The organism is Bacillus sp. FSL R5-0512 (genome assembly GCF_038593295.1).
In the GTDB taxonomy this organism is placed as follows: Bacteria; Bacillota; Bacilli; order Bacillales; family Bacillaceae; genus Bacillus; species Bacillus safensis.
This window is the reverse complement of sequence record NZ_CP151982.1, coordinates 1,121,761-1,148,634: the sequence shown is the minus strand read 5'-3', so window position 1 is coordinate 1,148,634 and position 26,874 is coordinate 1,121,761. Positions and strand designations below refer to the sequence as shown.

The following is a 26,874-nucleotide window of genomic DNA, read 5'->3' as shown; positions in this document are numbered from 1 at the left end:
TTTGGACGATCACATAAAAAAGTGCGGAATTTTTATTTCTGCTGTTTAAATACGTAATCTGCCTCTCTATGACGCATCATGAATGCTTCTGTTTCTTTCGCAAAAGCCTCCATCTTCACGCCAAATTCTTTTAAGTGCTCCTCAAGATCATTCGCTTTATCCGTTAGATCCATTTCAGCCTTCTCGTGCGCTTGTTCTTTCCCATCATGGGGTTTAGTGAACAAGGAACCAATTAATTGTTCGAATGCATCCATTCTGGTCACCCCTTCCCTCTTACATATGCATCACTCAAAAAAAGGGCAACAAAAAAACCGGATAAATCCGGCTTTTGTTTTTCTCTTCTATTGAGGTTTCTTTTTGTTTCCACAGCCGCATCCTGTTTTCTTGATTTTCTTCGTATATACAGATTGTTGATTTGACTGCGCTGGATAACCTTGAAGCGTATGTGACGGCGTTTCGTTTGGTTTCATCGCAACCCTTCCTTTCCTATTCCATGATAGTATATGCATTTGTTGAAAGCGTGTCTGATCAGAATGCCTGTTTATTTCACAAGCTTTGAGACGACCGCTTCAATGATGCCTGCTGCTGCGGCAATCGCTAATAGTAAATTAAGCCACATGCTGATGACAGGAAAAAGTATGTATATCAGAAGTAAGGCAGCAGTGCACCATATGCCAGTACACCAATAACAGCTTAACAGTTCTCCAACCCAAGACCGCAGTCCTTCCCCTTTAATGATGATATATGTTTCGACCTCACCTTGTTCGTTTACCTCTTCCTGTTCTTCATGAAATAGACGGCGGAAAGGGGCCGTAATGGTATCAAACACAATCAGTCTCGTCAGTCTAAAGGATGCGAGGGCAAACACGACAAATGACAAAGCACCGCTCAGAAGCCTCCACCTCCTTCTTTCTTCTTTTTCCGTCCTTTCTTTATATATGCAAGAAAAAAGATCGTCATGATGAATCGAGCGGAAATAAAATTGGGTTGTACTTTTTCACACTTTCCGATTCCACCTTGCGTCCTTACTGCATTAAATAATGTATAGATAAGAAAGGAGTGAAAGTATTGTCTATTGAAGAAAGTGCTGAAACATTATATACACAACTGTTAAACGAATTAATCAGCAATTATGATGATTTCATTGAGATCAAAGATTCCGAAAATGTCACAATTCATAAAACAGATGTAACAGCTGCACTCTCCCTTCAAGCGACCGTTACGACAATCATTACTCTTTTAATCCAAATTCTTGTACCAGACGATGAAGTGGCTGCCGACATCACAGATCAGCTTTTATCCACACAACAAGTGACAGTCCAAAAGAAAACTGTGATTCAAATCATCAACTGCCATAACATTACGATTACATTATCAGATGCATCCATTATGAACTCCGTCCAAATTCTCACTCAAACATTGAATGTACTCTTAGTTGAAGCCGGCATTCTTTGACCCTTTCTTTTTCTAACATGACGTATGAAAGAGGTGAAATCATCGTGGCTGAAGAGAACGAAAAAAAGGAGTTTCAAATCAATACTGATATTGATCCATTAACAAGTCTTCTTGTAAGTGATGTGTTAAACAAAAACAATATTACTGATGATCAGAAAGCAAATATCTCAGATGATCAAAGAAGAATGATTTTGAAATTAGTGGAGGACTTGCAAAAGAAAGCAAATGATTTCGTAGAACAGCAGCAGGAGAAAAAAAGGCAGGCTGAGGCAGCAAAACAGCCGGAACAAGTAGAGCCTGAACCAAAAGTACGTCCAAAACGAAATTCACTTCGAAATCGTATTCAGCAACGCCGTGATGCGCAGCGTAATAACGATTAAATAAAAATGGGTTGCCTGCTAGGGTAAATGCCCGAGACAAAACCACGCATTCCAGCATTTAATAAAGTAAACGGAAGGAGGAATAGAAATGGATTCTAAACCATATTCTTGGGTCGCTCTAGATCGTAACTGTACACACCACGGACACCACAGACACCACGACGATTGCAACTATGAAAGAAAAGCACTTTGTGACGACTATTATGATGATGAAGATGTCTTACAAGACTTGGATCAAGTAAGTTTCACAAAGCAGACATCTGAAGAAGTCATTATCGTCAGAGACTCTTGTGACATTAACGTCTCTTCTGTTGATGCACAGGTTGCAGCATCTATCCAAGTAGCGATTCAAACAGCGATCATCACTATTACAAATATCTCAATCGCTGACGGTGATTTGGCAGACCGCGTTACGCAGGATCTTTTACAAGCCGCTACTCACAAACAAACAAACCGCCAAAAACTTGTCATCGAAAATTCAAGAAACGTTACAGTATCTACAATCGATGCGGACATCTCTATCGCAATCCAAACACTTACTCAAACACTTGTTGCGACAATCGTTGCAATCGGTATCCTCTAATGTACAAAAGCAGAGCGAAAAGCTCTGCTTTTCCTTTTATCAAAATACATCAAATATAAATGGTCATTTACCCACACCAACTAGAGGGCGCATACATATGTTGTTAAGGACTAAAGTCAAATACCTTGTTAAAGGAGCTGAAATCCATGAGCTGCGGAAAACACCATGGCCGACATGATGAAAACTGTGTATGCGATGCGGTTGATAAGATTTTAGCAGAGCAGGAAGCTGTAGAAGATAAATGTCCTACGAGCTGCTACAGTAATTTATTAAGCCCAACAGTTTCTGGAAAAGATACGATTCCGTTTTTACTTTTTGATAAAAAGGGCGGGTTGTTCTCTACTTTCGGAAACATCGGAGGATTCGTTGACGATTGCCAATGCTTCGAATCTATTTTCTTCCGGGTTGAAAAATTACACGACTGCTGTGCTACGTTATCTGTATTAAGACCTGTTGATGTACACGGACATACGCTAAGCGTATGTCACCCTTGTGACCCTGACTTCTTTGGTCTAGAAAAAACGGACTTTTGTATTGAGGTTGATCTAAACTGCTTCTGCGCAATCCAATGCTTAAACCCAGAGCTTGTCGACAGAGTCATGCCATCAAAAGATAAAAAGCATCATCACCACGGCTAAATCAACAGGCCGCTCATCTAACTTGTCATGAGTCAAAGCATCCCCTTCCTCACGAATGACAGCCAATCATGCGGAGCAGTCAGCATAAGAAGCGGCTGCTTCCGCATTGGTTAAAAGTAGATGCACGAGCCGGCAAAGATAGCTTGAAGATGATGACAGTGCTCAAACACTCAAACAAAATTCCTAGTATAGGAGGGTTGAATATGAGCCGCAATCATTCATGGAGCTGTGTAACAGAGGCTGTTGAAAACATTAGCGACTTGCAAAATGCTGTCAAAGAAGATTGCCCGACCAGCTGTTACAGCAATCTCCTTTCTCCATCACATTCATTAGGTGACACTGTCCCGTTTGTTCTCTTTACATCCAAATCAAAACCATTCGTCGCATTCGGAAACGTCGGAGAAGTAGATGCAGGCCCTTGCTTCAGTACTGCATTTTTCAGAGTCGAACATATCTGTGATCACTGTGCAACACTCAGCTTGCTTATCGCATTTGACAAAGACCGTCATATTTTAGATTTTACAGATAAAGATTCCCTATGTGATGTGTTCCGATTAGAAAAATCGAAGTATTGTGTTGAAGTAGACCTTGACTGCTTCTGCGCAATCGAGTGCCTAAACCCAAGACTCATCAATCGTAACTGCTAACAAAAAAAGTCCCTAAATGGGACTTTTTTTATTAGTTAAAAACCTAGCGGGTGGATGGAAGAAATCTCAGCAATCGCTAATTCGACTGGATTTCCCCCGCCTGCTGTACGAATGATCACAGTATCATCTTTTCGATCCATGATGATCCCTCGATATGTTTTACCATCAGCTTCAATCAGACAAAGAGCCCTTGGCATATTATGAGGCAGTCTTGTGAGAAAATCGACTTTTTCATCAATACTCATCTGACTTAAAGGCTTTTTCACTCGTTTTCTTCTTGGTTCTTCTTTTGTTTCATGAAAGACACCTTCTGGCTGATTTCCCTCTTCTTCTTGAGGCTCTCGCTTTTGTATGATCTCTGGTTCTTGTGTGATCTCTTGTTCCTGCGCAGGCTCGGCTTCTTGTGTATCCTCTTGTTCCTGTGCAGGCCCTGCTTCTTGTGTATCCTCTTGTTCCTGTGCAGGCCCTGCTTCTTGTGGGATCTCTTGTTCTTCTGTAAACTCAGCTTCTTGAGTTATATCTCGTTCATGTTGAAGTTTAGGCGGCTCGGCTTCTTTTTTATGCTCTATTTCTTGAGCTGCAGGTTCCTCCTGCTTGCTTTCTTCGATCACGTCTTTTGCAGTGGTCTCACTTTCTGGCTGTTTTTCTGATTTCTTTCGCTTTCTCACAATATTTTGCATGGCCGGCTTTGATTCTTGATAGCTCGGCTGAACAATATACATCAGCGGCTTTTGATTCTCATCACCTTTATTTGACATACTAATCCCTCCCGAATGATTCATTCCTTATATATATGAACGGAGGCCTCAAATCAGAAGAAAAATAAAAAAACAGCATACCCTTCATCGGTATGCTGCAAGTCATGTATTCGATTAGCGGGCAATGATATGGAAGCCAGAATCAACATGCAGATTCTCACCTGTCATGCCGCGAGATAGATCACTGAATAAGAATAGAGCTGTATCGCCAACTTCTTCAGGAGTCGTTGTACGGCGAAGCGGTGCACGCTCTTCAATATCCTTCAGAATGGTATTAAAGCCGCTGATGCCTTTTGCAGATAACGTACGAATTGGACCAGCAGAAATACTGTTCACGCGGATGCCTTCTGCGCCTAAATCAGCTGCTAAATATTTCACACTTGCTTCAAGTGATGCTTTCGCTACACCCATTACGTTGTAGTTTGATACAACACGTTCTCCGCCTAGGTATGTAAGCGTCACAATGCTTCCACCCTCTGTCATTAATGGACGTGCTGCTTTTGCTACAGCAGTTAATGAGTATGCACTAATGTTGTGCGCCAAAAGGAAACCTTCACGGTTCGTGTTCAAGTATTCGCCAACAAGCTCTTCCTTGTTTGCAAATGCAATGGCATGTGCAACGCCATGAATGACTTGTACTTTTTCTTTAATTGCAGCGAAACATTTTTCGATTTCTTCGTCACTTGTCACGTCACATGGAAGAATAATTGAATCATCACGCTCAAGTGTGCTTGCCAGCTCTTTTACCGATTCAGCAAGACGATCTCCAACATAAGTAAAAATCAAACGAGCTCCAGCTTCATGAAGTGAGCGGGCAATTCCCCAAGCGATGCTTCGTTTATTGGCAACACCCATCACCACGATATTACGGCCTTCTAAAGAAAAGTTCATATGTAATAAAGCCTCCTATTTTTTCAAGACATAGTATTAGTACCTGATCATAATATTATCACAGATCATAAGAGAATGACAATTTCCGCTGAAAGAAAGTTTCATTTTCGAAAAAAAACCGCCCTCACAAGTGAAGACGGTTCGATTCGGTTATCGTTTGATTCTGTTTTGCTGATAAGCAAAGTGGTTCGTAGGCCCATGTCCAGATCCAATACGTAAAGGGAATTTAATGGCTTCATGGACAAAGGTTTCTGCTGTTTCAAAGGCTTCCTTCATCGAATATCCTTTCGCAATTTCAGCTGTTAATGCTGCTGCAAACGTGCAGCCTGTACCATGTGTATGCGGTGTATCAATATGTTCATTTGTGACTTCAATAAAGCCTTTTCCATCATACAGCAGGTCTGAAATCATCCCATCAGATGGACCATGGCCGCCTTTGATCACGACATGTTTCGTGCCAAGCTCATAAAGACGCTCCGCTGCCACATAGCGGTCCTCTTTCGTCTGAATACGTATGCCTGTTAGTACTTCTGCCTCAGGAAGATTCGGTGTTACAGCATAGCTGACAGGCAGCAAGTGTGTTTTCATCGCAGAGACCGCATCTTCATTTAATAAAGAGGCCCCTCCTTTTGCGATCATGACTGGATCTACAATCAGCTTCATTTCATATTGAACCGTTTTTTCAGCTACGATTTTAATCATGTCTGCACTCCACAGCATCCCTGTTTTGACGGCATCTGGCGGTAAGTCTTCTGCCACTGCATCTATTTGACGCTCTAACGCCTCAATTGAAAGCGGGTATATCCCGTGAACACCTAGTGTGTTTTGCGCAGTAATTGCTGTGATCGCAGACATTCCGTACACACCGAGCTCCTGAAAAGTTTTCAAATCTGCCTGAATACCTGCTCCGCCGCCAGAATCAGAACCCGCGATTGTGAATGCTTTTTTGATCGTCATTTCTTCACACCTCTCATTAGCCAATCCATTGATGATAAATGGTTCTTGCTTTGGCAATATCATTCGTACCATGAACAAGCGCTCTGCCATCTTTAAATAAGACAAGCTTAAACTCATCCTTTTGACACGAAAGCAAATATGGATTCTCAAGCACATCCATTCCTGCCCTCTTTAACCGAAGAGCTACTTCATGTAAAGGCGGCGGTGTTTCTGCTGCACTGCGGATTTGTACCGTATTGCGGCCGCATAGTACATCCGCCTTCGCTCTCTTGTCATATGAAAGAAATGGATACGTCTTCAGTCCACAGCTTGGACATTGCTTCTTCTTTAAAGACACGGCCGACCGAATGTCAGATCGTTCATTTTTCCATAAATCGAAGGATTTTAAAATTGGCGTCACTTGATGTCCTGTTAAATATTTAAGTGCATCTGCCACTTGATATGCGGCCACCTGCTGCACAACTGGACTGATGATACCTGCTGTATCACATGTCATGCCTTGTGCGGGTAAATGTTCAAGCAAACAGTGTAAACACGGCGTCTCACCAGGAATCACAGTGAATTGAATGCCATAACTTGCTACACAGGCCCCATAAAGGAACGGAATTTGATGTTTGACAGCGGCATCATTTGCGATCATTCTTACCTCAAAATTATCCGCTGCATCGACAATAATTGAAGCCCCACTGACAAGTTCGTCAATATTGTGAGCAGTCACATCGATTACGATTCCTTTGATGTGCACATCACTGTTTACTTGCTTGAGTCTTTTTTCAGCCGCCACAGCTTTTGGCAGTCGATCCTTCACGTCTTGCTCTGTGTAGAGCTGCTGGCGCTGAAGGTTGCTCCATTCAATATAATCTCGGTCCAAAATGGTGACAGAACCAACGCCGGCACGAACGAGCATTTCAGCACTTGCGGTTCCAAGTGCCCCCGCTCCAATAATGACAGCCTTTGAGTCATTTAGCCGCTTTTGCCCCTCTGTTCCGATTGGCTGAAAAAGCTCCTGGCGTGAATAACGAGTGCTCAAAATGACGGCATTCCTTCCTGTGGACTGCTCGCTGTCCCATAGTTTTTTAGCGGAATACGTCCTGCCTCAAAGCCTAGTCTTCCTGATTCAATCGCGAGTTTCATTGCTTTTGCCATTTTCACAGGATCCTTTGCACCAGAGACAGCGGTATTTAGTAATACAGCGTCAGCTCCAAGCTCCATCGCATAAGCTGCATCCTTCGGAGAACCTACGCCAGCATCAACAATGACCGGCACCTTCGCCTGCTCGATAATAAATGAGAGATTCAGAGGATTTAGTAAGCCTTGGCCTGAACCAATCGGTGAAGCACCAGGCATGATGGCATGGACACCCAGTTCTTCTAATTTTCTTGCCAGCACCACATCATCAGATGTATATGGCAGCACGATAAATCCTTCTTCGAGCAGCATTTCAGATGCTTTTAATGTTTCAACTGGATCTGGCAGAAGAGACCTTGAACAGCCAATGACTTCTACCTTGATCATGTCACAAAGCCCAGAAGCCTTTGCTAAACGGGCAATACGCACTGCCTCTTCTGCTGTACTTGCTCCAGCTGTATTGGGAAGCAGCGTATATTTTGATAAATCAAGCTGCTCCAAAAAATTAGGCTGAGATGCTTCGAATATGTTCATTCTTCTGACAGCAAAGGTTAAAATTTCGGCTTCCGATACGTTCACCGCTTCTTTTTGAACCTCAAATGATGGGTACTTTCCTGTTCCTAGTAATAGTCTTGATGTGAATGTTTTTCCGCCAATGTGCAGCATTGGATCATCCTCCTCCTACGAAATGAACGATTTCAATCGTGTCATTTGGTTGAATTTCTACTTGTTGAAACGCTTCTTTATCAATGATTTCATGGTTCTTTTCAACGATCACCACACGGTTTTCAAGCTGATAGGCTGATAGCAGATCATAGATCGTTCCATTCTCTTGATCGAAATCAACGATTCTGCCATTCAATTGAATCTTCATACGAATAGTGCCTCCTTTCGTCCAATACGAAACGCATGAAGCCATTCCTCTTTGACCGGTTCGTCTAATATCAGGTCACGAATGATTTCTCCAGTAATCGGCGCTAGTAAAATACCGTTCCTGTAATGCCCTGCAGCAAAAAGAATACGCTTGTCTTCTGGATGTCTTCCGATATAAGGATGCCGATCGTTTGTCGCCGGACGAAGGCCTGCCCAGCACTCTTCAATCGGCATCTCCTTAATAGAAGGCATAAGCTGAGACGCCTTTTGAATCACAGCTTCCATGCCGCCAAGCGTTGGAACAGCCTGCCACTCGTTTGGCTTCATTGTTGCGCCGATAACAAGCTTTCCGCTATCTCGCTGAACGATATAACAATGATCATGATAAATGGTGTGTGCGAGCGCCGGACCATTATTCCATACAGACACACATTCCCCTTTTACTGGATAAAGAGAATGAGATAATCCGAGTTCTTCAAAAAAACGGCCAGACCATACACCACTTGCGACTGTCAGGTCATCACATGTGAATGTGCCCTTCGTTGTTCTGACAGTTAACGCTTCTTTGTCCCGCTTCACTTCGATCACAGGTGTACACTCTTTCACATCTGCCCCGTACCGGACAGCCGCCTGCCATAAAGCCCTGCATACAGCGTAAGGTTCCACATGCACATCCTCTTCAATCAAACCTGCTCCCAGCATGTGATCTGTAACTTGAGGCATGCATTTTTTTACGCTGCTTGCGTCAAGCCATTTAAATGTAGACAAATGCTGCATCCGGCAAAGGGCTTGTTTCTCTTCTTCTGTAAAGGCGACCTTCATGATACCGCCCGCTGAAGTTCGAATATCAATGCCTGATTCATGAAGAAGATCGACTTTTAATTTTTCGTACAATGCCTGGCTTGCTCTGCCTGCCTGAAAGAAAACATCCTCATGACCCTCTCCTTCAGCATGTGCACCGAGCATCCCGGCAGCCGCACTTGTCGTTTGCTTCCCTATCTCATTCGCTTCAAATAAGACCACCTGTTTTCCTGCTTTTGCAAGGTGATAGGCGATGGAGACCCCTATGATTCCACCACCAATGATTGCAACGTCATAATGCTTTTTCATAAGGATTCTCCTTTACCTTTTCAGAAAATGCTTGTGCCATCATACGCGGCTGATGATGAGCAAAAATCCCAGACATGACAGCAATTCCTTTCACATTTGCTTGTTTCAATTCTGGAACTCGTTCTGGGGTCACCCCGCCGATGGCCACCACTGGAATCGTTAGTGCAGAAGTCAGTTTCTTCACAAGCTGTACACCTCTTGCCTGAAGTCCTGGTTTACAAGAGGTGGCATATACGTGCCCAAACATGACATACTCTGCTCCATTTTTCTCTGCTGCTTTCGCTTCTTCTATCGAATGGACAGATACTCCCGCATGAAGGTGAGGAAATTTTTTTCGCAGTTCTTTTGGCGAAAAGCTGTGGCCCGGTAGATGCACCCTGTGAATATTGGTAAGCAGCGCAACGTCTACTCGGTCATTGATGACGAGCTTTTCTTTCGGCACACCTTCTAAAAGGAGATTCTTCACGAGATCAACAAGCTCACTTGCTGTTTTAGACCTTTCCCGAATATGAATAAAATCCACTTCAGACGCTATGGCTTTTATTTGTTTGATCAGTTCATCCGCAGGAAACGAATCATTTGTCACTGCGTGGAGTTCCATTTGCACCAACCCCATCTAAGCATGCTGTTTGCCACATTTCTTTTTGATACGCCATCTCCCAGAAGTGATATTCGTAATAGCTTGAAATCACAAAATTTTCTTTCATATTGGCCCGTACATGGTCTGGTGCTTTTTCTGCTAGTTCATCAAAGCGGTTCACTTGTTCGAAGACGAGTTCCTTAAACCAATCGCCTCCGTATGTCAAAATCCATTCTTGGTAAATTGGATGGTCAGGTGTTGTTTGTTTCAGCTTTTCACCTACCTCATAATAGAGCCAGTAACATGGTAATAACGCGGCTAAAATCTCTTCAAACCGACCGCTTTTTACAGATCGGTACATATGAGAGGTATACGCATAAGCAGTGGGAGAAGGCTTAAAGTTCTCAATGGCTTCATCAGAAATCTGCAGAAGCTCTGTAAATTTCCTATGCAGCGACAGCTCTGCTTCATACGTGCCCTGGGCATGATACGCCATTCTGCCCGTCGTATGTAAGTCCTCACTCATCGCCGCTCCATATGCCTGCACCTTTGCAAAATGAGTTAAATAATACGAATCCTGCATCACGTAATAGGTGAAACGATCGAGTGAAAGTGTGCCATCTCCAATCCCTTTGACAAAAGGATGTGTAAAGCTTCCATTCCACCATGCTGCTGCAGCCTCTTTACATTCTGTTGAAAACGTCATGTTTCTCTCCTCCTGTTTTTCCATATAAAAAAGCCACTTTCCGCGTGGAAAGTGGCTTGGAATTTGTAAAAAGCATAGTCAAAAACCGCACCACTTCCCTACGCAGGTATGAACCTGTTCAGGTAATGAGGGTCTAAAAGTCGACACTTTTATCTCAGCCCTTTTAAAGGACTCCCCTAGTGGATCAAATATATGATGTTGTACCTCTATCTTAATCAGGAATTGTTCATTGGTCAAGGGTTCATTGTCATTCTAATTGGGCTCTTAGTCCTGCCACATACTCCCGGGAGCCCGATACAAGCACACGGTCGCCGCTTCTGAGTGTAGTATCTCCATGCGGTACTAAGCTGTCTATCCCTCTGAAAATACGGACAAATACCAAATCACCGGTGAAAGGAAATTCTCTCAGCATGACATTATGATAACGATGATTGTTCATTTGAATTTGATACAAAGAAGAATCCTCATTTGTTAGCAATCGAATCGCATCAGGTGCTTCAATCAAAGCTCTTAGCACCGTTTTAGATGACAGGAAAGTAGAAAACGTATCAATTCCCGCTTCCTTCAATGTCAGCTCTGCCTCTGCTTTGTTGACACTTGCAATGACTTGTTTTGAACCTTCTTCTTTTGCAAATAAAGCAATTTCCTTATTTTTCGTCTCACTGCCTGTTGCGACGACTAGGACATCTTCTTGGCCGACGCCTGCCTTTCTCAGCGTCTCATCATCGTATTGTTCAATTGATTCGACTTCAAAGATAGAGTCTGCCAGCAGTGCTTCCTTATTTTCTTGAAAAACATGCAAAATCCGAATGTCATATTCATCCTGATGTAAATCAAGTGTGACAGGTAAGGTCAGCTGATTTGCTCCAATAAAGGTCACACGCTTCTTATGGCTTGCCGCTTGTTCTTTTTTAAACAGCGCTTTAAACCAAACAGGTGTTAAAATACTCGTTAGCACAGCAACTAAAATCAGCGCCCCTGACATTTTATGATCAATGACACCGAGCCGCTCACCAATCGTCGCAGCTGCAATGACGAGAGATAGCGTTGAAGTTAATAAAAAGCCGGAGCCAATGACCTTTTTCATGTCATACCATTTTTTCAAATAAAGAATCGGGATGAGCTTACTTATAAGCAGCGCAATAAACAGCAGCGGAATCATGATCATAATCGTCGGGTCCTTAAACAGTGCCCATATATTCAGATCTACTCCGACCATCACAAAAAAGATCGGGATTAAAAATCCATAGCCAAATGAGTCCAGCTGCTGAACGAGCTCTTTATTTGGTGAAAGAAGGGACACAAGCACGCCAGCTAAAAACGCCCCTAGAATATTTTCAGCCCCGAGTGATTCAGATAAGGCAACTAAGACTATAATGAGAGTAAAGATTGCCCTTGTCCCAATTTGCACGGTCCCTTTAGACATCGACTGAAAAATTGACTTTGTCTTAAATACGCGGCCAAATAAATAAAGAAGAATGCCTGCAGCAAATAATAAGAGCAGGAGCCACATGTTCCCTGTTCCATCTCCATAAATGGAGGAAAACACAGCAAGCAAAATCATCGTGACCAAATCGGCAATGACAGCTACAAGCAGAATGATTTGACCGATATTCGTCTGCATCAACTTTTCCTCTTTTAAAGTTGGAACCACTACGCCTAATGAGATGGTAGAGATAATGAGCGTCATTAAAAAAGCATTTTGGATAAACCCTGCGAGTACAAACGCATAGGACAGGATAAAGGAAATACAAAATACCCCAAGAAAAACAATGGTGGCTGCTTTAAATGTATTTGGTTCTTTTAAACCATTTGGAAGTTCTCTTGCTTTCTTCTTTGACTCAAAAGAAGAAAAATCTATTTCAAGCCCACTTAAAAACATCAGAAAAATAAAACCGAGCATGGATAATGTATCTAACCACGCATCATGTTCGACAACCAGTTGAAGACCGCTTTTCCCAATGATGAGCCCCATGATGATTTCAGCTACAACGACCGGAATGGTCAGCTTAAATCGGTGCAATAAAATAGGGGTGAAAAAGGCGACAATGATAACGACAACGAGTGATGAAACAGATGTATGCTCCATTGGCTAAAGCCTCCTAACATTCATGTTTAATTTTTTAAGTCTTACGTTAAAGCATTGATTCTAACAATTGCCCAAATGAAATGAAAGCCATTCGTTATATTTTCTAAAATTCAAACTTCTTTATATCCGACGAATGGATGAAAAAAATCAGGAGGAAACCTTATGAAATTCGATATTATTGGCGATATCCACGGCTGCTACGAAGAGCTGCTTACCCTCATACACAAACTAGGATATGAACTCAAACATGGATTACCCGTCCATCCTGATAAGAGAACGCTGGCCCTTGTTGGTGATCTAACAGATCGTGGACCTCAGTCAGTAGACGTCATGCGATTTGTCATTCATGCCTATTCACACGGCGCAATCCGCTATGTACCTGGCAACCATTGCTTTAAGCTTTACCGCTATTTAAAAGGAAATCCCGTCAAATTGCTTCATGGCATCGAAACCACAGTGAACGAAATAAAAAAACTGCCAATTCATGAACAAAACAAATTGTCACATGAATTTAAGCAGTTATTCGAGAAGGCTCCGCTTTATGATGTACTTATTCCTGATGAGCTGATTATTGCGCACGCAGCGATGAAGGAAAAGGATATTGGAAAAAAGCCGAATAAACAGATGCGGTCCTATCTATTATTTGGTGCCGTCACAGGAGAAACATGGCCAGATGGACGGCCTGTTCGGAAAGACTGGGCAAAGGAGTATCACGGAAAACCGTGGATTGTGTACGGCCATACACCAGTGAAAGAACCTCGATTCGTTGGCAGAACCGTCAATATTGATACAGGCTGCGTATTTGGCAACCAGCTGTCTGCCCTCACATACCCTGAGCTTAAAACGGTCTCCGTTCCTTCATCCATGCCTTATGATGAGTCAAGATTTCAGCATTTCACATCATAAAAAACCCGGCCCTGCGCTGCAGGTGACCGGGTTTCTCTATTTAAAAAAGCAATGATTTCATATCATCAGGAAGCGGGGCTGAAAATGTCATTTGCTCACCTGTCATCGGATGAGGAAATACAAGGGTTTCACTATGCAGTGCCTGCCGGTCTATCCGCTCGGTCGTTCCGCCATACAGCGTATCTCCGATGAGCGGATGCCCAAGAAATTGCATATGAACACGAATTTGATGTGTTCTTCCGGTTTCAAGCGAGAGAGACACATCCGACATGTTCAACTCAGCGATTACCGCTCGCACGGAATAATGCGTCACTGCGTTCTGCCCAGTATCATCAACCATCCGCTCGATGATACTATCCCCTTTTCGGGCAATTTTTGCAGCGATCGTTCCATGTTTTTCTGTGATCATGCCATGTGTAAACGCTCTGTATGTTCGCTTAACCGCTCCACTTTTTTGCGCCTTTGATAAAAGGCTATGGGCAAAGCGATGCTTCGCCACAAGCATGACGCCAGATGTGTCACGATCAAGACGGTTCACCAAATGGACCGTATGCCGAACAGACTGCTTGGCATAATGATGCAGCAATCCATTCGCAATACTGTGCTCAGGGTGCTCCCGAGAAGGGATTGAAGGAATATACGGCCTTTTATTCAGCACAAGGACATGCTCGTCCTCAAATATAATATCAAGTGGAATCGGTGCAGGCTTTAGTCCTTCACTCACTTTTTCCTCGGGAAATAAAATGGTGAGCCTGTCCCCTTCATGCAGTTCGCACTTCACGGTAACATGCTCTCCATTAATGAGGAGGTCACCGCCAGCAAACTTAATATCTGTCAGCATTCTTTTCGAAATGCCAAGATCAATTAAATATTCCTTTAAAAGCAGCCCTTCTTCTTTGGCTGTTATGGTTTTGTTTAACGTAAAGTATTCCAGCGGGAACAACCTCTTTCTTATTCTCCTTTTCCGATAAAGGAATCTTGCACCCTTTTCCAAAACGGAAACGGTCTAAATCTGGCAAAACGGACATTCTCGTCTGCCACCCGGCATTGAATGGATTTGACGTCTTTATGAAGCAGTGTTAAATGATCAATGGTCACCTGAAAATCGACATCATTCCTCGGCTTAATCACACAAGTATGGTGGTCAGGCAAAATAAGCGGTGAACCGACCGTCCGAAACACTCGGTTGTTGATTGAAGCCATTTCTGCCAGCTGAATGGCTCTAATGGAAGGGTGAATAATGGCGCCACCCAGTGCCTTATTATAGGCCGTACTGCCAGATGGTGTAGACAGACAAAGACCGTCACCTCTAAATGTTTCAAACAGCTGGCCTCTGATTTCAACATCTGCCACAAGTGTCCCTTCCATGCTTTTAATTGTACATTCATTCATTGCTAAATATTTCTCTTCTCTGCCGCCGTCGTTGTATCTGACAATGACTTCTAAGATCGGATATTCCACAATATGATAAGGCGTTTTCGCAATGGCTAAGACGAGTTTTTCAATTTCACTCGGCACCCAGTCAGCATAAAAGCCAAGATGACCTGTATGAACACCGACAAAAGCTGTTTCATTTAGACGGTCGCTATAACGGTGAAACGCATAAAGAAGGGTGCCGTCTCCACCAACCGTAATGACAAGATCCGGTTCCTCTTCATTTAGTTCCATACCAAAATCCAATAAGTAAGTCTGAATTTTACTTTTGAGCGTGTCAGATACAGAATTCCCTTTTGAAGAAACTGCAAATTTCATGAATTCTTCTCCTTTTTCACCTTGCTGCTATGAGAGGGCAGCATCATATTTGATCAAACTGGCTCAGCTGTCGTTTTTCTTTTTCCGGGAAAATGCCACTTGTGCTTCTTGAATTTCCCCTCTAATTTCGGACATTTCTTCATCGAGACGAGATGCTGCCTCAGATGCTCTTTGAAGGCGCAGCTTGACCTTCTCCGGGATGTTCCCGCTATATTTATAATTCAGAGAATGCTCAATGGTCGCCCAAAAGTTCATCGCAAGCGTACGAATTTGGATTTCGACGAGGAGCTGTTTCTCTCCGCTTACGGTTTGCAGCGGATATAACACAACAAGGTGGTAAGAGCGGTATCCGCTTTCTTTATGTTCTGCAATATAGTCGCGTTTATCTACAACCACAAAATCTTTACGTGACTGGAGCATTTTTTTCACGACTTGTATATCTTCTACAAACTGGCACATAATGCGAAGCCCAGCAATATCCTGCATCGTTTCAATCTCATGCATCGGGATGTTTTTACGCTTTGCCTTTTCTAATATGCTGGCAACGGGTTTCACTCGGCCTGTGACAAATTCTACTGGTGAATGGTCATCCTCGAATTCATACAGCTTTCGAATGCCTTTTAGTTTCACTTTTAGTTCTTCGACTGCTTGTTTATACGGTGCGAGGAATTGATCCCATTGTTTTTTGTCCATGAAACTTCCCCCAATTCCATATACCTAATTATTTCAGAGGAATGTGCTTTTCACTTTCTCTTCCATATCTCCGTAATTGGCATTGTCTTTAATATTGTCGATTAAATAATGTAATTCCTGTTGAAGCTGAATGAGTTCCAGTGAATGTTCATCTGATGCCAAATAGACAGGGATGTCACGATTCATTGCTTCTTTTAATGGAGCCCATGTATGTTCCCCTAAAATAAGATACGAAAAGGACTCCTCGGTTTCAAGTATGTAAACGAACGCAAAGTGATCAGAATCAACAAGCATTTGTCCTGATGCTTTTGCTTTTTGGATTTGCTCTTCTGACTGGATTGTCAAAATCAGCCTGTCTTCTTTTAAAGTTGCTTCTGTGATTTCAATTCTGTTTTGCATCATGATCTCCTTTACAACAAAGTACAGCTTTATTTTATCATATCAAGTTCAATATTGATAAACCGAACTTTTTGAGAAAATCCTGTTTTTCTCTTTTAAATGATCCTTTCCCAAGATTCTTCATTCATTTTGTCCATACCTAAATTGAAAATAGAGAGAAAAAAACAGTCTTTTACATGTTGAACACACTTCATGTACAATAATCATATTTCCTCTAATGAAAGGTTGATGTCAAATGGCACAGGAAATTGAAATCGAACTAAAGCAATTATTAATGAAAGAAGAATTTGAACAGCTGAAACAGCATTTTCAATTGAAGGATGCGGATTTCCATACGCAAACCAACTATTATTTTGATACACCTCAATTTGATATAAAATCTCAATTGGCTGCATTAAGAATGAGAGAAAAAAACGGTCAATGGGTGCTCACATTAAAGGAACCACATGAAATAGGCTTGCTCGAAACCCACCAAACGATTGCTCCCCCTTCTCAACTTGACGATTTTAAGCTGCCAGAAGGTGAAGTTGCAGACAGATTAGACCACCTGAACATTCTAAAGGATCAAATTGTGTACTTTGGTTCACTTGAAACGTCAAGAGCAGAAAAAATGATCCAAGAAGGCTTAATTGTTTTGGATCACAGCCGATATTTAACAGTAGAGGACTATGAACTTGAATTTGAAGTGAGCGACCTGGAAATCGGACAAGCCGCTTTCTCCGCATTGCTCCGCAAATTTCATATTCCAGTACGAAACACAAAAAACAAAGTCGTTCGTTTTTATGAAGAAAAAATGAAAACACAGAATAGATGAATTCCTTGAAGGAGGAACATGATGAACGTTAATCAACTTCAATCCTTTATGCAGCTTCAAGCGCTTAAAACGTTACAGACAGATCCAGCACAAACGCAAATGTCTGGGGGTCAAGAATCGAATGCCCAAGCTTCATTTCAGTCGCTGCTGCAAGATTTTTTAGGCGGATCAGAATTATCACGTCTCCCGCTTTCCATCTCAGCTTTTTTGGGCACGGATCCATCAACGGCTCCAAACACGCAATATGCGCGTACAAACCCATATTTATCTGCCACTTCCGGCAGTGATCAGCTTGAGGCCCAATCTTTATATGCAAATGACAATCAATTAAATACAGCGAATGGCATTGGAAATGTCTTAAACAACAGCTACACGCCGCCGCTTCAAAAGGCTGTCTCAAGTAGCTCATCATCAAAAGAGATTAATCAAATCGTGTCACAAATGGCTCAAAAGCATGGCGTTCCCGAAAAGCTGATTCACGCGGTCATCAAGCAGGAATCCGGCTACCGCACAAATGCTGTCAGCCATGCAGGTGCGCTTGGACTCATGCAGCTCATGCCATCTACTGCTAAATCACTTGGCGTCAACAATGCCTTTGATGCGTCCCAAAACATTGAAGGCGGAACGAAGTATTTAAAACAAATGCTCAATAAATATAACGGAAATATCTCACTCGCCTTAGCTGCCTATAATGCAGGCTCAGGAAATGTAGATAAATACGGGGGCATTCCTCCATTTAAAGAAACACAAAATTATGTCAAGAAAATCACAGCTCAATATTTCGCTTAAACCGAAGAGAATAACCTCTTCGGTTTTTTGTATGTCGCTTTTCCCCCTTTTTTGACTGAATGTGTTATGATATGGTCAATTGATCACAGAATCCGATTCTCTCTTTATTTCGAGCAGACCAAAGCGGTTTGTTTGTGGAATTGAGATGAGGTTGTTAAAATAAGTACAAGAATAGAAACAATAAAATAGAACAAACTGAATATCACTTTTGAAATAAATGAAATGCGCAATAGGGTGAGTCATCCTATTAACTACGAGTAAAAGGAGTAGTCAACATGGTACAATCGTTTAACGCACCTTACGAAGCGGTTGGAGAGGAACTTCTATCGCAACTTGTTGATACTTTTTATGAAAATGTAAAGTGTCATCCTTTGCTTCATCCTATTTTCCCGGATGACTTAAAAGAAACAGCAAGAAAACAAAAACAGTTTTTAACGCAATATTTAGGCGGACCACCGCTTTATACAGAAGAGCATGGCCACCCAATGCTGCGAGCGAGACATCTCCCTTTTCCGATTACTGAGGAGCGGGCTGACGCATGGCTTGAATGCATGGAGGATGCAATGGATCAAGTAGGATTAACCGGCGATATTCGTGACTTTTTATTTGAACGGCTTTCTCTGACGGCTCGTCATATGGTCAACCAAACACCTGAAAAGGATGGACGATCTTGAGCTGCAATACGCACGATCAATATTTCTCACACTGTCACGGACATCCTCAAAAGCCGATTGAAATCTATGTATTCATTGATCCTCTAAGCCCAGACTGCTGGTTATTAGAGCCATCCATTAAAAAGTTGAAAATGAAATATGGCCGTTTTTTCACTTTACGAACGGTAACAAGTTCTAGTATTAATGCTTTGAATCGGAAAAGAAAGAAACATTTACTGACTGAAGCATGGGGGAAATTTGCCACTAAAACGCAGACTAAAAAAGAACAAATGCTGTCTGAACAAATTGTGACATCACCCTACCTCGCCTCACTCGCACTAAAAGCAGCGGAGCTTCAAGGCAGAAAATGCGGAATGAAATTTTTGCGTCTTATTCAAGAATCACTTTTTTGCCATCAGCAAGATGTCACAAGTGAGCAGGTACTGATAGAAAATGCAAAAAGTGCTGGTCTGGACATCGAGGAATTCCAGCGCGACATTCATTCTCAAAGTGCTGTGAAAGCACTGCAATGTGATATGAAAATTGCAGCTGAAATGGACGTATCTGAGCTTCCGACCTTCGCCTTTTTTAATACCGTAAATGGAGATGAAGGATTAAAAATTTCAGGTGCCTACTCTTATGATATATACGAGGAAATCCTTTTTGAAATGATTGGTGAAAAACCAACACCATCAGAACGTCCTCCAATTGAATGGTTTATTGCTTACTTTCAATTTGCTTCCGCAAAAGAGATAGCCGTTGTCTATGACCTGACGCTTGAAGAAGTTGAACGAGAAATGAAGAAGCTGGCTTTCGCTCAAAAGGTAGAACGTGTACAAGTGCAGCAAGAAATGTTTTGGCGCTATAAAGAGAATGACCACCATACAGATCTTGATGTCTATCGCTGTGAAAATGAACATGGGTGCTGACCCATGTTTTTCTTTACTCCAAAAGGGAACATTCGTTCCATTTATAAACACGAAGAAACCGCGCCGGGATAAGCGCGGTTTCACTATGTCTTAACGACAACAAAGGGGATGGGAGAAATTTTTCACGGTCAAACAAAGGGGTAATGTTTGTATGTGATTAATTTCACATCTGTAGTATATCAAATTTTGTCGACTTATGACAACAGATATACTATATGTTCATATTTTTGTCACAAAACATAAGAGGGTTGTCACTTTCATATAGTAAAAGTAACAAAAAAATGGGGGGATCTGCATGCGCAGCACAACTATTGGACTTGTTGCCATTGGCTTATGTTTCTTTTTAAATATATTAGGCTTAATGAAGATGCTTCCTCTTTATTTGACGTCTCCACTCTTATTTGCTTCGATTCTTTTTACGCTTTATCGAATGAATCACCGTAAGACCTTTAGAGGTTTTAAAGGTTGATGATTGACAAGGAACGGCCTCGACACCTAAGGAGGTCTTTTTTTATGAGAAAAAAACTCCTGTCAAAAGATGAGATAGCACTCACACGTCTGACAGAAGTCTTTTCATTACTCACCTGTTTTGGAGATGAGCTCTTCCATTTCTTTTAGTTTTTCTTCGAACAATTGACATGCTGCTTCGATTGGTTCTTTAGAAGCCATATCAACCCCCGCTTTTTTCAGCACATTGATTGGATAATCAGAGCTTCCTGCTTTAAGGAAATCGGTGTAGCGCTCTACCGCTGGTTTTCCTTCTTGTAAGATTTGCTTGCTTAATGCCTGCGCCGCACTATAGCCTGTCGCGTATTGATACACATAATAGTTGTAATAGAAATGAGGGATTCTCGTCCACTCTAATCCGATTTCCTTATCAACCACCATGCCGTCACCAAAGTACTTCTTGTTCAGGTCATAATAAAGGTTCGTCATAAATTCTGGCGTTAAAGCCTCTCCTTCTTGTGCTTTCACATGAATAAGATGCTCAAACTCAGCAAACATCGTTTGTCTAAATACCGTTCCTCTAAATCCTTCTAACAAGTGGTTTAATACATACAAACGCTGCTTTTTATCGTCTAAATGATTAAGCAGGTATTCGCCTAGTAACGCTTCATTTGTAGTGGAAGCCACTTCAGCTACAAAGATACTATAGTTTCCATACGGATATGGCTGGTGCTTTCTTGTATAGTAGCTGTGTACAGAATGCCCAAATTCGTGAGCGAGTGTAAACAAATTATCAATATTATTTTGCCAGTTCATGAGGATATATGGATTTGTACCATAGCTCCCAGATGAATAAGCACCGCTTCGTTTCCCTTTATTCTCATAAACGTCTACCCAGCGATTGTCGAGTCCTTCTTTTAACACGGACACATATTCTTCTCCTAATGGCGCTAACCCTTTCAGCATATAATCCTTTGCTTCATCATAGGTGAGCTTCATGCCAGCATCTTTCACAAGTGGTGTATACAAGTCGTAATTGTGCACTTCATCAAGCTTTAATACCTTTTTACGTAATTCAATATAGCGGTGTAATAACGGTAAATATTGATGAACTGTATCAATTAGATTGTCATACACTTCTTCCGGGATGCTGTTTCGTGATAATGCTGCTTCTCTTGCGGATTTGTAATTTCTCACTTTTGCATAAAAATTATCCTTTTTAATCGAACCGCTCAGTGTAGAAGCAAGTGTATTCTTATACTGATCATACGTTTTATACACAGCTTTAAAGGCATTCTTTCTCACTTCACGATCATCACTATTTAAAAATGTGATGAAGTTGCCGTGGGTAATTTTCTTTTCCTCTCCATTCTCATCTTTTACAGAAGGGAACGAAATATCGGCGTTGTTAAACATACTAAAGGTAGTAGATGAAGATGAAAGTGGTTCAGATGCCTCAGCTAATAAAGCTTCTTGCTCCTCACTTAAAATATGTGGACGCTCTTTATTAATTTCTTCGAGAGCATGTGAATACAGTTTTAATTCTTCTTTTTCTAGTATGAATTGCTGCAATTTATCTTCTTGAATCGATAAAATCTCTGGAACAATATAAGCAGATGTACTAGACAGCTGTGTAAATAGATTCGATGCCTTATCATTTAACGCCTGAAATGATGAGTTCGTTGTATCTTCATCATATTTCATGTGCGCATATGTATAAAGCTTGCCAAGCTTTTCAGAAAGTTGATCCTGAAAGGTGAGGGCTTCATACAGAACATCAGCAGAATGGGCCAGCTTTCCTTTAAACTGGGCCAGCTTCGGAATTTCTTTTTTGACCGCTTCGAATTCCTTGTTCCATGCATCGACGCTTTCAAAAATATCTTCAAGACGCCATTTGTTTTCTTCTTTTACTTCGCTTCTGTCTGGTAAATGATTGTTTTTGTTTTGTGAAGTCATATGAATCCCCCTTGCATGAGTTGTGTTGAACCAACCTTTCGGAAAGTGAAAGAAATTGGTGTTGTATTTATCTTCTTTGTTTTGAACTATATTTGTCAAATCATATGCAGAAATAAATACCAAACAGACTAAAAAAATGAGAAAAAAGCGTTTCTTTCGATTCAATAGCAGCACCACCTTTTTCTTATCATGATCAAAGTGGTCATGAAACATGCTAATGAAATAAGAAAGCATCTCGTTTTAACACTTCATCTAGTGTTCGTATAGGCATTTGATTCGACGATACTTCATAATTACCCTCTTTCGTCATATGTAAAAACCCTTGTCTTACAAGCGCATTTACATATGCAGTGACCACCTCTTTTATTTCTTCTCTTGAAACATCGCCATATCGGAGTTTCACTTCTTTCATTTGCACACATCGATTGATTTCCATCATCAGCTGTTGAATCGTCACTCTTCCGCTTCCTTTTTTCCGCATCATCCAATCATAGAGACACCCTTGCCAAACATACACGGGACTTGTAAAGATATACGCTTCTTGCACCGGAATAAATAATTCAGTTGGCAAAAAAGGGAATGCTGTTTGATGATGCTCATAAAAAATATTTCTCAAACGTTTGCTTTCATTTGATAAACTGCGAGGAGGACGCTGCCTAAATTGCTGTATACATTTAATCCATTGTTGGTTTACTTGACGCTTGCTGGAAGGCAGAGATAGAAGTGCCGGAATATCACGGTATGCTGAAAGTGGTCTGACAGTCATGGCCGCACATATTTTCGTTGGTTGAAACACGAGGAATTGATCAAGATGGATGAACCTTTTCTGGATCGGGCAGAAAAAAATCAAGCGCCTTTCCTCTGATTCCCTTAAAATTCCCCAATGAATGGAGGAGAAAGAAAAAAGCTGGGCAGATTTTCGGTTTAAACGATTTGCCCCTATCATCCATATGGGAAAGAGCCCTGCCTCGCGGAGACCTGCTGTTCTTCTGCGAAGCTCTTGCCGGGAAATATTTGCACATTGAAATTCAATTGCATAGTTTTCATTTCCTATAGAGACGGTCACATCAGGACGCTGATGAATATTTGACATAAACTTTTCCAGCGCCGGTCTATGTCCAAGCCCCTTCAGCCAATTCATAATGGCTTCCTTTCCCGCCTGATGATAAGCCGTTTCGCCTGAAGCTAACGGACATGCTGTCAGCTGTTTATGCGCAAAATGATAGACACGATGCTCCCCTAGCTTTAATTGCACTTCCTCCCTGCACTCAGGACAATAAAATTTGCACGTCGTTCTTACATGCTCCAAACGGCTTTTCGATAGATGATGTGTCATTCGGATAAGCTTACCGTTATCCATAATTGCTGCATTCATTCAGTTCGCCCCTCGCTCTTTGATGAGCGTATTATAGCTTGTTCGTCTTTAAGGAAGCGAATAGACAAAATGAATTTTTATCGTGTCAAAAGATGATTTTACTGATCATTTCCTTAGTAAAATCAAAAATCCCCCTTATAGAAAAGGGGGAAAATACAATCTTTATAAAAGTGGTGATAATAATCTTGCTGTTGATTCAAACAGTCTGACCCCCAAGGGTCTCTTTGCAAACTCTTCTGGAACAATTTCATGTGACTGCTCTAAATCACCTAAGAAATCATTGACGAGCTTCTCGGTGCTTTTTGTTTTATAGAGGAAGGCATTCACTTCAAAGTTCAAATGAAAGCTTCTCATATCCATGTTTGCCGTTCCTATCGAAGCCAGCTCGCTATCCACAATAATAAATTTACTATGCATAAAGCCTTGATCATACTCGTATACCTTTGCTCCTGCGTCAAGAAGCTCCGGGAAGTATGAACGAGATGCATGGAAAACAATCCGTTTATCTGGATTCTTTGGAGCAATAATCCGTACATCTACTCCGCTCAATGCGGCAATTTTCAATGCGGACAAAATATCATCATCCGGCACAAAATACGGTGAAGCGATCCAGATGGACTTTTTGGCGGAGATGATCATGGAGAAAAAAAGATTTTTAATGACCTCCCACTGCTTGTCAGGCCCGCCAGCAATCATTTGTACGCCTTCTGTTGTACTCTCAAGGTGGCTGAAATCTTTGAAATAGTCCACACCAGAGCATCTTTCATTCGTCATATAGTACCAATCCTGCATGAAAATCTGCTGGAGGTCACGAACAGCTTCGCCCTTAATCATCAAATGAGTATCACGCCAGAATCCATATTGTCTGCTTCTGCCCATGTATTCGTCTCCAATGTTAAGCCCGCCGACAAATCCCACTTCCCCATCAATTACGACAATTTTTCTATGATTTCGGAAGTTGATTTTATTATTTAAAAGGGGGAGCCTTACTGGTAAGAACGGAACGATCTGAACGCCAGCCTTTTCTAGGTCAGCAATATATTGACGCGAGAGCTTTAAGCTTCCTACATCGTCATATAAAAAGCGGACAATCACACCATTTTTCGCTTTTTCAATAAGAATGTCCTTTAATTCTTGGCCAAGGTCATCGTGGCGGAGAATGTAATATTCTAAATGAATGTGATGTGTTGCTTTTTTGATCTCTTCAAAAATATGAGAGAATGTTTCTTCACCATTGGTTAAGACTTTAGAGGACGTGCGATATGTAATAGGAGTATGTCCAAGTCTGTGGGCCAGCTTAAATAAGAGCTGCTGATGATCACCCATATGCGTCATTTTTTCAATCGCTTCTCTATGAATACGTTCATCCTCCTGGATTAACTGCTCGTCCAATACCGCCTTCTTTTCAAACAGCCGGCGCTTTTTGATATTGCGTCCAAAGAAAATGTAGAACAAAAAGCCGAATAACGGAAAGCTGCCAAGAAGGACAAGCCATGTAATCGTTTGAGACGGATTCCGGTTCTCTAAGAAAATAACAAATCCGATGAAGATAATCGATAAAGTAAATAGAACACTGACAGAACTTAATACACTTACCGCTAAATCACCGGCAATCAACTGGATGATTAAATAAGCACCTATCGTAATGATAAGAAAAAATAGAACTTTGACTACATTTCTCATTTCATTTTCTCCTTGCCGATCTCTTTATTTACATATTCATTCAGATAAAAAAGCCGATTCCTCTATAGAAATCGACTTTTTATTAGTTACGAGAAGTGCTGTTGAATCGTTTCAAGGGCATTCCCTTCGATAATCAGCTGACCGTATTCTTTCAGTCTGTAGATGCTGACTACTGATTCATGAGCATATTCAAGCAAAATGCTGAGCTTATTCTCCACTTGCTCATCTGACAAATCCTCGTGGAAGTCAACATATAGATAATAACGGTTTTCAAACGAATATAAACTTGTGGTAAAATCCTGCATATTTAATTGAGAAAGTGCAATCAAATCTTCAAAGTCATCCATTTTTAACACAAATTGAAGTTGAAGTTTTTTGTCCTTCTCATTATGTTCTTCTTGATCTTGCTCTTCTTTATTAAAATCATCAAGCAGTGCGTCTAAGCTTTCTTCATCTGTTTGACCTTTTTTATCTTCTGGAATCGGCAATTCGAGCTTTTGTCCATCTTTAGAAAGTTGGGCTTTTGTCACGACAATTTCAAGACCTTTGTCAAGTGCCTGTACTTGAATCCAAAGCGGTCCCTCTACTGCAAATTCTTCTTCTTCGTGCACTTCGTCCATTACTTCCCAAAACAGCTCTTCACTGCGCTCACGATTGTACCAGATCTCTTCACGGTCAAATCCGCGATCTTCAATATCACCGTAGGAAATATAAAATTTGACTGTATGTTCATTTATTCTTTCGATTTCCATTTTGCCAACCTTCCCTTCTATATAAGATGTTGAAGGGACATACAAGCTCCCAATTAATAGTACTTTACTACACTTTACCCGTTCCGTCTACATGTTAACCGTTTAAAGAATTGAGGTATTGCTTCGTACTGTCTATTTTATGATAAAACATGAATAAAAGAAATAAAAACGCATTTTTTGCAGAGAAAACTTGCAGAAACATATATTTGAATTGTCCTCATATATTGGTTGTACGAGCTCTATTTGGGACATGAGGTGAAATAGATGGAAACAGAGTGGATCGTATCCTTACTGATGATTATTGGCATAGACCTGATTTTAGGCGGAGATAATGCGCTCATCATTGCGATGGCGAGTCGCAGTTTATCACATGACAAACGCAATAAAGCCATTTGGATCGGCACACTTTTGGCCGTGCTGATGAGAATTACAATGACTGGTGCCGCAGTTTATTTATTGACTATCCCTTATTTGCAGTTTATTGGCGGTCTTTTTCTCCTTTATATAGGATACAATCTGTTAATTGAACAAAAGAAGGAATCCATTCGGATTAAGAGCAGCGGCTCCCTTTGGCGTGCGGTTCAAACCATTGTGATTGCTGACCTCTTTATGTCACTTGATAATGTCATCGCAGTTGCAGGTGCAGCAAAAGGCAACATGCTTCTGACCGCTTTTGGCCTCATGATTTCTGTACCGATTATTATTTGGGGAAGCAAGATGATTCATGCAGCTTTAACAAAATTTCCGTTTCTTTTATACGGAGGAAGTGCTCTCTTGGCCTTTACAGGGGGTGAAATGATTGTGCGTGATGTGAAATTGGCTGAATTTATGGCACGGCATGCCACGCTTGAATTGATGCTTCCGTTTTTAACCGTCATAGTGGTCATATTAGCGAGCCTCTTTTACGAACAAACGGCTGAAAATAAATAAA

33 protein-coding genes and 1 riboswitch are annotated in these 26,874 nt (G+C 41.5%); of the genes, 12 read left to right on the top strand and 21 right to left on the bottom strand.

What is annotated here, in order from left to right:
• Positions 1–32 precede the first annotated feature (32 nt).
• The 3 genes from NSQ25_RS05760 to NSQ25_RS05750 all read right to left on the bottom strand — a co-directional run bounded on the left by NSQ25_RS05760 (position 33) and on the right by NSQ25_RS05750 (position 892).
• Entirely contained in the window at positions 33–254 is a 222-nt protein-coding gene (locus tag NSQ25_RS05760; RefSeq protein WP_034282024.1) for a hypothetical protein, read from the bottom strand.
• Positions 255–341: 87 nt separating this feature from the next.
• Entirely contained in the window at positions 342–470 is a 129-nt protein-coding gene (locus NSQ25_RS05755; RefSeq protein ID WP_255290946.1) for a hypothetical protein, read from the bottom strand.
• Positions 471–541: 71 nt separating this feature from the next.
• Positions 542–892 carry a DUF1360 domain-containing protein gene (locus NSQ25_RS05750; RefSeq protein WP_024426459.1) on the bottom strand — a complete coding sequence of 117 codons (351 nt, stop codon included), beginning with the start codon at positions 890–892 and terminating at the stop codon, positions 542–544.
• A gap of 167 nt (positions 893–1,059) precedes the next feature.
• Here NSQ25_RS05750 and NSQ25_RS05745 point away from each other — a divergent pair, with 167 nt between their 5' ends.
• From NSQ25_RS05745 to NSQ25_RS05725, 5 genes are all read left to right on the top strand, one after another.
• Positions 1,060–1,455 carry a spore coat protein gene (locus NSQ25_RS05745; RefSeq protein ID WP_252057859.1) on the top strand — a complete coding sequence of 132 codons (396 nt, stop codon included), beginning with the start codon at positions 1,060–1,062 and terminating at the stop codon, positions 1,453–1,455.
• 44 nt (positions 1,456–1,499) lie between these two features.
• A complete protein-coding gene (locus NSQ25_RS05740; RefSeq protein ID WP_034282321.1) occupies positions 1,500–1,835 on the top strand; it encodes a hypothetical protein in 336 nt (111 codons plus the stop codon).
• Positions 1,836–1,923: 88 nt separating this feature from the next.
• Positions 1,924–2,418 carry a spore coat protein gene (locus tag NSQ25_RS05735; RefSeq protein ID WP_025093420.1) on the top strand — a complete coding sequence of 165 codons (495 nt, stop codon included), beginning with the start codon at positions 1,924–1,926 and terminating at the stop codon, positions 2,416–2,418.
• Positions 2,419–2,564: 146 nt separating this feature from the next.
• Positions 2,565–3,056: a CotY/CotZ family spore coat protein gene (locus NSQ25_RS05730; protein ID WP_003211658.1), complete on the top strand. Its 492-nt coding sequence runs from the start codon at positions 2,565–2,567 to the stop codon at positions 3,054–3,056.
• 203 nt (positions 3,057–3,259) lie between these two features.
• Positions 3,260–3,703: a CotY/CotZ family spore coat protein gene (locus tag NSQ25_RS05725; protein ID WP_024426462.1), complete on the top strand. Its 444-nt coding sequence runs from the start codon at positions 3,260–3,262 to the stop codon at positions 3,701–3,703.
• A 35-nt stretch (positions 3,704–3,738) separates the two neighbouring features.
• Here the strand turns inward: NSQ25_RS05725 and NSQ25_RS05720 are convergent, their stop codons facing one another.
• The 10 genes from NSQ25_RS05720 to NSQ25_RS05675 form a co-directional block, all read right to left on the bottom strand.
• Positions 3,739–4,461, bottom strand: a complete 723-nt coding sequence (locus NSQ25_RS05720) for a CotO family spore coat protein (protein WP_326136576.1) — start codon at positions 4,459–4,461, stop codon at positions 3,739–3,741.
• 114 nt (positions 4,462–4,575) lie between these two features.
• A complete protein-coding gene (gene fabI / locus NSQ25_RS05715; protein ID WP_024425017.1) occupies positions 4,576–5,352 on the bottom strand; it encodes an enoyl-ACP reductase FabI in 777 nt (258 codons plus the stop codon).
• 150 nt (positions 5,353–5,502) lie between these two features.
• Positions 5,503–6,309: a bifunctional hydroxymethylpyrimidine kinase/phosphomethylpyrimidine kinase gene (thiD, locus tag NSQ25_RS05710; protein ID WP_034282031.1), complete on the bottom strand. Its 807-nt coding sequence runs from the start codon at positions 6,307–6,309 to the stop codon at positions 5,503–5,505.
• Positions 6,310–6,325: 16 nt separating this feature from the next.
• Entirely contained in the window at positions 6,326–7,339 is a 1,014-nt protein-coding gene (locus NSQ25_RS05705; protein ID WP_326136577.1) for a thiazole biosynthesis adenylyltransferase ThiF, read from the bottom strand.
• Positions 7,336–8,103, bottom strand: a complete 768-nt coding sequence (locus NSQ25_RS05700) for a thiazole synthase (RefSeq protein ID WP_081124266.1) — start codon at positions 8,101–8,103, stop codon at positions 7,336–7,338. Before NSQ25_RS05700 ends, NSQ25_RS05705 begins: the two co-directional genes overlap by 4 nt.
• A 4-nt stretch (positions 8,104–8,107) precedes the next feature.
• On the bottom strand, positions 8,108–8,311 hold the full coding sequence (gene thiS, locus NSQ25_RS05695; RefSeq protein WP_024426466.1) for a sulfur carrier protein ThiS: 204 nt from the start codon (positions 8,309–8,311) through the stop codon (positions 8,108–8,110).
• Positions 8,308–9,420, bottom strand: coding sequence for a glycine oxidase ThiO (thiO, locus tag NSQ25_RS05690; RefSeq protein WP_041117143.1), 1,113 nt, complete (start codon positions 9,418–9,420; stop codon positions 8,308–8,310). The genes thiS and thiO overlap by 4 nt, the downstream gene beginning before the upstream one ends.
• Positions 9,404–10,021, bottom strand: a complete 618-nt coding sequence (tenI, locus tag NSQ25_RS05685; RefSeq protein WP_046310578.1) for a thiazole tautomerase TenI — start codon at positions 10,019–10,021, stop codon at positions 9,404–9,406. The genes thiO and tenI overlap by 17 nt, the downstream gene beginning before the upstream one ends.
• Positions 9,996–10,706, bottom strand: a complete 711-nt coding sequence (tenA, locus tag NSQ25_RS05680) for a thiaminase II (RefSeq protein ID WP_075622823.1) — start codon at positions 10,704–10,706, stop codon at positions 9,996–9,998. Before tenA ends, tenI begins: the two co-directional genes overlap by 26 nt.
• Before the next feature lie 78 nt (positions 10,707–10,784).
• A riboswitch (TPP riboswitch) is annotated at positions 10,785–10,894 on the bottom strand.
• Positions 10,895–10,953: 59 nt separating this feature from the next.
• A complete protein-coding gene (locus NSQ25_RS05675; protein WP_214755268.1) occupies positions 10,954–12,795 on the bottom strand; it encodes a monovalent cation:proton antiporter family protein in 1,842 nt (613 codons plus the stop codon).
• A 162-nt stretch (positions 12,796–12,957) separates the two neighbouring features.
• Here NSQ25_RS05675 and prpE point away from each other — a divergent pair, with 162 nt between their 5' ends.
• Positions 12,958–13,701 carry a bis(5'-nucleosyl)-tetraphosphatase PrpE gene (gene prpE / locus NSQ25_RS05670; protein WP_120207294.1) on the top strand — a complete coding sequence of 248 codons (744 nt, stop codon included), beginning with the start codon at positions 12,958–12,960 and terminating at the stop codon, positions 13,699–13,701.
• Between the two features lie 40 nt (positions 13,702–13,741).
• Here prpE and NSQ25_RS05665 read toward each other — a convergent pair whose 3' ends face one another.
• The 4 genes from NSQ25_RS05665 to NSQ25_RS05650 all read right to left on the bottom strand — a co-directional run bounded on the left by NSQ25_RS05665 (position 13,742) and on the right by NSQ25_RS05650 (position 16,545).
• Positions 13,742–14,644 carry an RluA family pseudouridine synthase gene (locus NSQ25_RS05665; RefSeq protein ID WP_111927237.1) on the bottom strand — a complete coding sequence of 301 codons (903 nt, stop codon included), beginning with the start codon at positions 14,642–14,644 and terminating at the stop codon, positions 13,742–13,744.
• A gap of 8 nt (positions 14,645–14,652) precedes the next feature.
• Positions 14,653–15,453 carry an NAD kinase gene (locus NSQ25_RS05660; RefSeq protein ID WP_003211364.1) on the bottom strand — a complete coding sequence of 267 codons (801 nt, stop codon included), beginning with the start codon at positions 15,451–15,453 and terminating at the stop codon, positions 14,653–14,655.
• A gap of 63 nt (positions 15,454–15,516) precedes the next feature.
• The gene (locus NSQ25_RS05655) at positions 15,517–16,146 is read right to left on the bottom strand and encodes a GTP pyrophosphokinase family protein (RefSeq protein ID WP_024425028.1); all 630 of its coding nucleotides are present in this window, start codon (positions 16,144–16,146) and stop codon (positions 15,517–15,519) included.
• Positions 16,147–16,179: 33 nt separating this feature from the next.
• Positions 16,180–16,545, bottom strand: coding sequence for a hypothetical protein (locus tag NSQ25_RS05650; protein WP_034282045.1), 366 nt, complete (start codon positions 16,543–16,545; stop codon positions 16,180–16,182).
• A 235-nt stretch (positions 16,546–16,780) separates the two neighbouring features.
• Between NSQ25_RS05650 and NSQ25_RS05645 the strand changes: the two genes are divergently transcribed.
• The 5 genes from NSQ25_RS05645 (at position 16,781) to NSQ25_RS05625 (ending at position 20,199) form a co-directional block, all read left to right on the top strand.
• A complete protein-coding gene (locus tag NSQ25_RS05645) occupies positions 16,781–17,359 on the top strand; it encodes a CYTH domain-containing protein (RefSeq protein WP_065214231.1) in 579 nt (192 codons plus the stop codon).
• 21 nt (positions 17,360–17,380) lie between these two features.
• Positions 17,381–18,148, top strand: coding sequence for a lytic transglycosylase domain-containing protein (locus tag NSQ25_RS05640; RefSeq protein WP_034282051.1), 768 nt, complete (start codon positions 17,381–17,383; stop codon positions 18,146–18,148).
• A 275-nt stretch (positions 18,149–18,423) separates the two neighbouring features.
• Positions 18,424–18,822 (top strand): thiol management oxidoreductase, encoded by a 399-nt coding sequence (locus NSQ25_RS05635; protein WP_008355333.1) that lies wholly within the window; start codon positions 18,424–18,426, stop codon positions 18,820–18,822.
• Entirely contained in the window at positions 18,819–19,730 is a 912-nt protein-coding gene (locus NSQ25_RS05630; protein ID WP_024425033.1) for a ClpXP adapter SpxH family protein, read from the top strand. Before NSQ25_RS05635 ends, NSQ25_RS05630 begins: the two co-directional genes overlap by 4 nt.
• 295 nt (positions 19,731–20,025) lie before the next feature.
• Positions 20,026–20,199 (top strand): hypothetical protein, encoded by a 174-nt coding sequence (locus NSQ25_RS05625; protein WP_024425034.1) that lies wholly within the window; start codon positions 20,026–20,028, stop codon positions 20,197–20,199.
• Positions 20,200–20,306: 107 nt separating this feature from the next.
• Here NSQ25_RS05625 and pepF read toward each other — a convergent pair whose 3' ends face one another.
• The 4 genes from pepF to mecA form a co-directional block, all read right to left on the bottom strand.
• Positions 20,307–22,133: an oligoendopeptidase F gene (gene pepF, locus NSQ25_RS05620; protein WP_282707040.1), complete on the bottom strand. Its 1,827-nt coding sequence runs from the start codon at positions 22,131–22,133 to the stop codon at positions 20,307–20,309.
• A gap of 214 nt (positions 22,134–22,347) precedes the next feature.
• Positions 22,348–23,508: a competence protein CoiA family protein gene (locus tag NSQ25_RS05615; RefSeq protein ID WP_214755269.1), complete on the bottom strand. Its 1,161-nt coding sequence runs from the start codon at positions 23,506–23,508 to the stop codon at positions 22,348–22,350.
• Positions 23,509–23,670: 162 nt separating this feature from the next.
• Positions 23,671–25,191, bottom strand: a complete 1,521-nt coding sequence (gene cls / locus NSQ25_RS05610) for a cardiolipin synthase (RefSeq protein WP_326136579.1) — start codon at positions 25,189–25,191, stop codon at positions 23,671–23,673.
• A gap of 86 nt (positions 25,192–25,277) precedes the next feature.
• Entirely contained in the window at positions 25,278–25,943 is a 666-nt protein-coding gene (gene mecA / locus NSQ25_RS05605) for an adaptor protein MecA (protein WP_251215649.1), read from the bottom strand.
• Between the two features lie 264 nt (positions 25,944–26,207).
• Between mecA and NSQ25_RS05600 the strand changes: the two genes are divergently transcribed.
• Positions 26,208–26,873, top strand: coding sequence for a TerC family protein (locus NSQ25_RS05600; RefSeq protein ID WP_326136581.1), 666 nt, complete (start codon positions 26,208–26,210; stop codon positions 26,871–26,873).
• Position 26,874 lies beyond the last annotated feature (1 nt).

Coding starts and splice junctions, on each gene's coding strand:
- NSQ25_RS05760 (WP_034282024.1), bottom strand. CDS start 254: ATGGATGCATTCGAACAATTAATTGGTTCCTTGTTCACTAAACCCCAT.
- NSQ25_RS05755 (WP_255290946.1), bottom strand. CDS start 470: ATGAAACCAAACGAAACGCCGTCACATACGCTTCAAGGTTATCCAGCG.
- NSQ25_RS05735 (WP_025093420.1), top strand. CDS start 1,924: ATGGATTCTAAACCATATTCTTGGGTCGCTCTAGATCGTAACTGTACA.
- NSQ25_RS05730 (WP_003211658.1), top strand. CDS start 2,565: ATGAGCTGCGGAAAACACCATGGCCGACATGATGAAAACTGTGTATGC.
- NSQ25_RS05725 (WP_024426462.1), top strand. CDS start 3,260: ATGAGCCGCAATCATTCATGGAGCTGTGTAACAGAGGCTGTTGAAAAC.
- NSQ25_RS05720 (WP_326136576.1), bottom strand. CDS start 4,461: ATGTCAAATAAAGGTGATGAGAATCAAAAGCCGCTGATGTATATTGTT.
- fabI (WP_024425017.1), bottom strand. CDS start 5,352: ATGAACTTTTCTTTAGAAGGCCGTAATATCGTGGTGATGGGTGTTGCC.
- thiD (WP_034282031.1), bottom strand. CDS start 6,309: ATGACGATCAAAAAAGCATTCACAATCGCGGGTTCTGATTCTGGCGGC.
- NSQ25_RS05700 (WP_081124266.1), bottom strand. CDS start 8,103: ATGCTGCACATTGGCGGAAAAACATTCACATCAAGACTATTACTAGGA.
- thiS (WP_024426466.1), bottom strand. CDS start 8,311: ATGAAGATTCAATTGAATGGCAGAATCGTTGATTTCGATCAAGAGAAT.
- thiO (WP_041117143.1), bottom strand. CDS start 9,420: ATGAAAAAGCATTATGACGTTGCAATCATTGGTGGTGGAATCATAGGG.
- tenI (WP_046310578.1), bottom strand. CDS start 10,021: ATGGAACTCCACGCAGTGACAAATGATTCGTTTCCTGCGGATGAACTG.
- tenA (WP_075622823.1), bottom strand. CDS start 10,706: ATGACGTTTTCAACAGAATGTAAAGAGGCTGCAGCAGCATGGTGGAAT.
- NSQ25_RS05675 (WP_214755268.1), bottom strand. CDS start 12,795: ATGGAGCATACATCTGTTTCATCACTCGTTGTCGTTATCATTGTCGCC.
- prpE (WP_120207294.1), top strand. CDS start 12,958: ATGAAATTCGATATTATTGGCGATATCCACGGCTGCTACGAAGAGCTG.
- NSQ25_RS05660 (WP_003211364.1), bottom strand. CDS start 15,453: ATGAAATTTGCAGTTTCTTCAAAAGGGAATTCTGTATCTGACACGCTC.
- NSQ25_RS05655 (WP_024425028.1), bottom strand. CDS start 16,146: ATGGACAAAAAACAATGGGATCAATTCCTCGCACCGTATAAACAAGCA.
- NSQ25_RS05650 (WP_034282045.1), bottom strand. CDS start 16,545: ATGCAAAACAGAATTGAAATCACAGAAGCAACTTTAAAAGAAGACAGG.
- NSQ25_RS05645 (WP_065214231.1), top strand. CDS start 16,781: ATGGCACAGGAAATTGAAATCGAACTAAAGCAATTATTAATGAAAGAA.
- NSQ25_RS05640 (WP_034282051.1), top strand. CDS start 17,381: ATGAACGTTAATCAACTTCAATCCTTTATGCAGCTTCAAGCGCTTAAA.
- NSQ25_RS05635 (WP_008355333.1), top strand. CDS start 18,424: ATGGTACAATCGTTTAACGCACCTTACGAAGCGGTTGGAGAGGAACTT.
- NSQ25_RS05625 (WP_024425034.1), top strand. CDS start 20,026: ATGCGCAGCACAACTATTGGACTTGTTGCCATTGGCTTATGTTTCTTT.
- pepF (WP_282707040.1), bottom strand. CDS start 22,133: ATGACTTCACAAAACAAAAACAATCATTTACCAGACAGAAGCGAAGTA.
- NSQ25_RS05615 (WP_214755269.1), bottom strand. CDS start 23,508: ATGAATGCAGCAATTATGGATAACGGTAAGCTTATCCGAATGACACAT.
- cls (WP_326136579.1), bottom strand. CDS start 25,191: ATGAGAAATGTAGTCAAAGTTCTATTTTTTCTTATCATTACGATAGGT.
- mecA (WP_251215649.1), bottom strand. CDS start 25,943: ATGGAAATCGAAAGAATAAATGAACATACAGTCAAATTTTATATTTCC.
- NSQ25_RS05600 (WP_326136581.1), top strand. CDS start 26,208: ATGGAAACAGAGTGGATCGTATCCTTACTGATGATTATTGGCATAGAC.